At 68.2% G+C, this 4,789-nt stretch carries 5 protein-coding genes and 1 pseudogene; 5 read left to right on the top strand and 1 reads right to left on the bottom strand.

All coding sequences use genetic code 11. The features are described 5' to 3' along the window. Positions 1-122: 122 nt before the first annotated feature. Positions 123-506: a 2Fe-2S iron-sulfur cluster-binding protein gene (locus tag ROR02_RS15930; RefSeq protein ID WP_147165034.1), complete on the bottom strand. Its 384-nt coding sequence runs from the start codon at positions 504-506 to the stop codon at positions 123-125. A 571-nt stretch (positions 507-1,077) separates the two neighbouring features. Between ROR02_RS15930 and ROR02_RS15925 the strand changes: the two genes are divergently transcribed. The 5 genes and pseudogenes from ROR02_RS15925 to ROR02_RS16995 all read left to right on the top strand — a co-directional run. Then, complete coding sequence (locus tag ROR02_RS15925) at positions 1,078-1,713, top strand: HEAT repeat domain-containing protein (protein WP_147165033.1); 636 nt, start codon at positions 1,078-1,080, stop codon at positions 1,711-1,713. Beyond that, a complete protein-coding gene (locus tag ROR02_RS15920) occupies positions 1,710-2,585 on the top strand; it encodes a ParA family protein (RefSeq protein ID WP_147165032.1) in 876 nt (291 codons plus the stop codon). The genes ROR02_RS15925 and ROR02_RS15920 overlap by 4 nt, the downstream gene beginning before the upstream one ends. A 289-nt stretch (positions 2,586-2,874) precedes the next feature. After that, a complete protein-coding gene (locus tag ROR02_RS15915) occupies positions 2,875-3,654 on the top strand; it encodes a hypothetical protein (RefSeq protein WP_147165031.1) in 780 nt (259 codons plus the stop codon). Next, the gene (locus ROR02_RS15910) at positions 3,638-3,907 is read left to right on the top strand and encodes a hypothetical protein (RefSeq protein ID WP_170245157.1); all 270 of its coding nucleotides are present in this window, start codon (positions 3,638-3,640) and stop codon (positions 3,905-3,907) included. Before ROR02_RS15915 ends, ROR02_RS15910 begins: the two co-directional genes overlap by 17 nt. Before the next feature lie 130 nt (positions 3,908-4,037). Then, a pseudogene (locus ROR02_RS16995) lies at positions 4,038-4,789 on the top strand (hypothetical protein); the annotation flags it as partial.

Genomic DNA, 4,789 nt, shown 5'->3' with positions numbered 1-4,789 from the left:
CGCCCGGCACTTGAGGGCATCGAAAAAACTCCAGGGTAATCGGTTCACCCGATTACCCTGGGGAAAGGCCGGGGGGCCCGGCGCGCCGGCCGTGCCCCCCGGTTCAAGCCATCATGAGGAGATCAGCGCCGCAAATCGATTTCGACGCCCGGTTCTCCCGAGAACTCGACCAGGATGTTGCTGTCCTGGACCCAGTACTGGCACGCCAGGCGGTAGGGCGGCGGAATATCCTCGACCTCGGCCTTGGCGAGGAGCTCCTTGCTCAGCTTGCCATTGACCGACAGCGTGACCTTTTCATGTTCGGTCAGGGCCTGGCCCTTGAGGCTGGATCCATCAAGCGGCGTGACCTTGACGAGGCACGAACCGCACTGCCCATCCTGGCACTGGCATGGGATGGGAATATCGTTCTTGCGAGCCAGAGCCAGCAAGGTGCCCTTGTCGCCCGCCACCGCGTAGACGGTGACATCCTTGGGCATGATGGGCGAGGAAAAGGTTACGTTGGCCATTGAAATCCCCCTGATTGTCAAAATGGCTCTGGTCCCGGCAAGCCGGGTTTCCGGTTAAACCACACACGTGCGCCGCCGGGGGGAGACCGGCCGCCCCGGGGCATTCCCGGGCCGGTCGCGACGGACCTTCGAGTTGTTCCAGTCCCAGACCCCGAAGTCAAACCCATTCGCGCGGCACACCCCGGGAAAGGCACCAGGCGGCCACAAGGCCCCTTGAAACCGCCCGGCGAACGGGTGATACCCTGAAGCCCGGATCGTGTTCCCCGCGCCGTCCCAAGGGCCGGGGCAAGCGGATCGAGACCGGGACGGCCCCAAGGCACCCTCCTTTTTTGGCGCCGGCCCCCGAAACGTGACAGGATGCGCCCGCGTCGGGCAGCCGGCCGGATCACCCGCCGCCCCCGAAGGCACGGCCCAAAACGCGGGCCCGGGCCGCGAGGGGGCGCCGGCCGGGTTGAAACAGGGCCCGTCGTCGGGCTGGAAGGCGGGGCGTCAGGCGTCGCCAGGGGGGAATGAAGCAAGGAAAGGGCGCGGGAAGCCCCGCTTTTGTTTCGTGGACCGCACAGGGTTGGGCATGGCGTTGATGAAAACGGATCCCTTGGCCCCTGGGGCTTTTTCCGACCTGGCGGCCGTGGCCGGCGGATTGTGGGATCCGTTGACGGAAGGACGGTGCGCCGCCGCCCGGGCCGCCGTGGACTTCCCCGACAGCGTCCCCCTGCTGGTCGCCCGCCTGCGCGTGGAAACCGACCCCAAGGTGTTTGGCACCCTGGAAAGCGCCCTGGTCAGCATTGGATCGGACGCGGTGGTCATGGGCGTGGTCCCCCTGCTGCGCGCGCCCAAGCCGGCGGTGCGCATCGTGGGCACCGACATCCTGCGGGCCCTGGGGGGACGCTCCGAGCCGGTGGTCCGGGCCCTGCTGACCGACGACGACCCCGCCTTGCGCATGATCGGCGTCACCATCGCGCGCACGCTGCCCAATCCCGACGCGCCGTCGTGGTCCTTGGACATGCTGCGCCGCGAATCGCATCCTGGCGTGTGCATGGCCGCCCTCGACAGCCTGGCCCAGTCGCGGCCCGCCGGCCTGCGGCCCCCCGGCCTGGCGCCGGTGCTGCTGGACCTCAAGACCCGCTTTCCCGAGGCCGACGACATCGCCGCCTCCGTTGACCAGCTTTTGCGCCTGGAGGGACTCCCGGCCCCCCGTGCCCCATGACCGCGCCTCCTCCCTGTCCTCTCGTCGTTGCCATCGCCAACCGCAAGGGGGGATCGGGCAAGACAACGACCGCGGTCAACCTGGCGGTCGAATGGGCCATGCGGGGCCAGCGCACCGTTTTGATCGACCTGGATACCCAAGGCCACGCCGGCCTGGGGGTGGGGCTGCGCCGGCGCCCCGATCCGGCCCGCACCGTGCATGCCCTGTTTCGCGACGGGCCGCGTGCCCGGCCCGAGACCCTGGCGCGGCCGACCATGGTGGAGAACCTGCGGCTGATCCCCGCCGATCCCCTGTTCGATTATGGCACGGCGTCGCGCGATCCCGGGGTGCTGCGCGCCTTCCTGCGCGGGCCCGACGCGCCCGAGTGCGACTGGGTGATCCTTGACACCCCCCCGACTCGGGATGTCCTGCTCACCGGGGCCCTGATCGCCGCCCACGCCGTGGTCGTGCCCTTCATGCCCCAGCCCCTGGCGCTGCTGGGAATCCGCCAGCTTGCGCGCGTGTTTCACGACGTGGCCACGGGATACGAACAAGACCTGCGCACCTTGGCCTTGCTGCCGGTGATGATCGATCTGCGGCTGCGCATGCACCGGGAGATCATGGACGCCGTGGAGCGCATGTTCGGGCCGGGCCTGCTGCTCGAAGGCATCCATGGCTCGGTGCGCCTGGCCGAGGCCTTCGGGCTGGGGGTTCCGATTCGCCGGCATGCCCCGGGCAACCGGGCGGTCGAGGATTTCCGTCTTCTGGCCGATGCCCTGGACGGCCGCCTGCGAGGAGGACGCTTGCAAACGGGGCCCGACGCGACAACCTACCTTGAAACGCCGACGCCCCCCCTGCCCCACGCGGACGGATCGGACGCTCCCGCGTCCTGAGCCGGCGGCGGAACCAGGGGGCCAACCGGATCGAGCACGCGGGAGAACGGCCCGAAACTGGAGAGAGACCAGAAGAAGCCAAGAGACCGGTTTGTCCGGGCCTCGCCGGTTTTGAACTGACTTCTTTCTGCCACCGCGCCTGTTTGTCACGCTTCTTTTCGGTTTGTGCATCGGCCAGTCTTGCCTTTGAGTATCTCATCGGCGATGCTATGGCGGTAACGGCGCTCCGACGTCCTCGCCGGGCACGCGTTCACCCTTGTACACCCGGTTGTCGTAGGGAAGATTCAGCATGGCCGTCCAACGTCCTCGTCGTGTGTTTGCCATTGAACGGACCATGCAGCGTCAGGCCGCGGCCCAGGAACTGGGGCTGGCGCTGCCCGCCCCAAGCGCCGAACCAAACGTGCCCACCGGCAATGGGGGCCCCGACTCGGGCCTTATCGGGCAACTCCTGATCGAGGTCAAGGAGCTGCGCCGCGAACTGGCGGCCCTCAAATCCGAAAAAAATGGCGAGTCCGACGCGCCGCGCCCCACCATTGACCCCGACGAATCCCAGCTCCTGCGCATCGAGATCGCCGGCATGATTCGCTCGCTGGCCATGGCCAAGCGGGAAATCGCCGAGATCAAGCACCCCATGGCCGACGAGGACCGGGTCCAGCGCGCCACGTTCGAGCTTGATGCCATTGTCGGCGCCACCGAGCGCGCCACCCACCGGATCCTGGACGCGTCGGAACGCATCAACATCAATTGCGACAAGGTGTTCAGCCTGATCGGCGACGACGAAATGCTGTCGCCGCTAATCAATAACATCGCAACCGAAGTTTTTACCATCATCGAAGCCTGTAACTTCCAGGATATTACCGGACAGCGCATTTACCGCGTGGTCAAGACCCTGGAATTCATCGAGGACCGTATCAAGAAAATCATCGAAACCTGGGGCGTTTCAGCATTCGCCGACCTCCCGCTGCCCCAGACCGACGTCGTGGTGCACACCACCGACGCCCTTGTCGACGGCCCGCAGCTGGAAAGCGCGGCCCTCAGCCAGGCCGACATCGATGCGCTGTTTGGCTAATCCCACGCGGGGCCGCCTGGCCCCCCTGCTCCTGCTGGCCCCGCTGCTGGGGGGATGCTCGTACCTGAGCGCCACCTACGCCTTGCAAGACGCGGTGGGCGCGCGCCCCTCGGATGCGGATCGGCGTTGGGAAACCTGCGAAAAGGCCCGCGCCAACATGATCGCCGCGCGCGATCCGGTCGAGGCCCGGCGCTGGGAGCTGCTGCGCGAGGATCTGTCGTGTCCCACCCAGCGCGAGATCCTGGAACGCTGATGTCCGGGTCGCCCCGCGCGGGCGCGCCCCGCTAACCCGTTTTTTACCGCCGTCCTCCATCCTCACCCCCCGATAGGGCACCGGCCGCGCCGCGCGACAAGGCGGTTCCGCCGGCCGGACGGGAGGTCTCATGAAACCAGGATCCGCCTTGGGCAGGCACGGCACGGGCGTGAACGGGCTGGGAAAACTGGCGGCCGTGGCCGCTCTGGCCGGCGTGGCCGCGTGTGCCAGCGAAGCCCCCCTTCCACCGCCCGAAGCCTCGCCCCCCGCGCCCACGCCGGTGGGCACCCCTCTTGCCACCTTGGACCCGGCATCCCTGCCCAGCTACCAGGTCGGCGACAGCTTCACCTTCGACAACCCCCCCGAGGTCTGGACGGTCCTGGCGGTGGACGAACGCGGCCGGGTTGAATGGCGTTCCAGCCTGGGAGCGCGACGCACCACCACCAACGACCCCCTGCTGCCCAGCTTGCACCACGCCACCCCCGGCGGGCAGGAACTCGCGCGCATTTTGCACCAGAACACCGCCTTGTTCCCGCTTCAGGCCGGGGCCGATGGCCGGTTCACCGAGGCCGTGGGCTTGGCGACGCCCCCGTACACCCAGTCGTTCACGTGGTCGTGCGGGGTTGACGGCATGGTGGCCCTGGATGTCCCCGCCGGGCATTTCGACACCTACCAAGTGGGTTGCCGGCGCTCCGACGGGTTGCGGGCCGTTTCGTATTACGCCCCACAGGTCGGCTACGTGGTGCGCCGCGACCTGAGCATGCCCGACCAGCCGGTGGAAGTGCGCCGTCTGACCGCGTTCACCCACGCCGGGCCCGCCCCCGCCTCGCCTTCCCCCGCTTCCCCTTCCCCCGCCTCCCCTTCCCCCGCTTCCCCTTCCCC

Origin of the sequence: Pararhodospirillum oryzae (genome assembly GCF_007992075.1) — a bacterium.
GTDB lineage: Bacteria > Pseudomonadota > Alphaproteobacteria > Rhodospirillales > Rhodospirillaceae > Pararhodospirillum > Pararhodospirillum oryzae.
The sequence above is the reverse complement of the archived record's forward strand: the minus strand, read 5'-3'. Positions and strand labels throughout refer to the sequence as shown.

Excerpts from the sequence above, each read along its gene's own strand:
- ROR02_RS15930 (WP_147165034.1), bottom strand. The coding sequence starts at position 506 with ATGGCCAACGTAACCTTTTCCTCGCCCATCATGCCCAAGGATGTCACC.
- ROR02_RS15925 (WP_147165033.1), top strand. The coding sequence starts at position 1,078 with ATGGCGTTGATGAAAACGGATCCCTTGGCCCCTGGGGCTTTTTCCGAC.
- ROR02_RS15920 (WP_147165032.1), top strand. The coding sequence starts at position 1,710 with ATGACCGCGCCTCCTCCCTGTCCTCTCGTCGTTGCCATCGCCAACCGC.
- ROR02_RS15915 (WP_147165031.1), top strand. The coding sequence starts at position 2,875 with ATGGCCGTCCAACGTCCTCGTCGTGTGTTTGCCATTGAACGGACCATG.
- ROR02_RS15910 (WP_170245157.1), top strand. The coding sequence starts at position 3,638 with ATGCGCTGTTTGGCTAATCCCACGCGGGGCCGCCTGGCCCCCCTGCTC.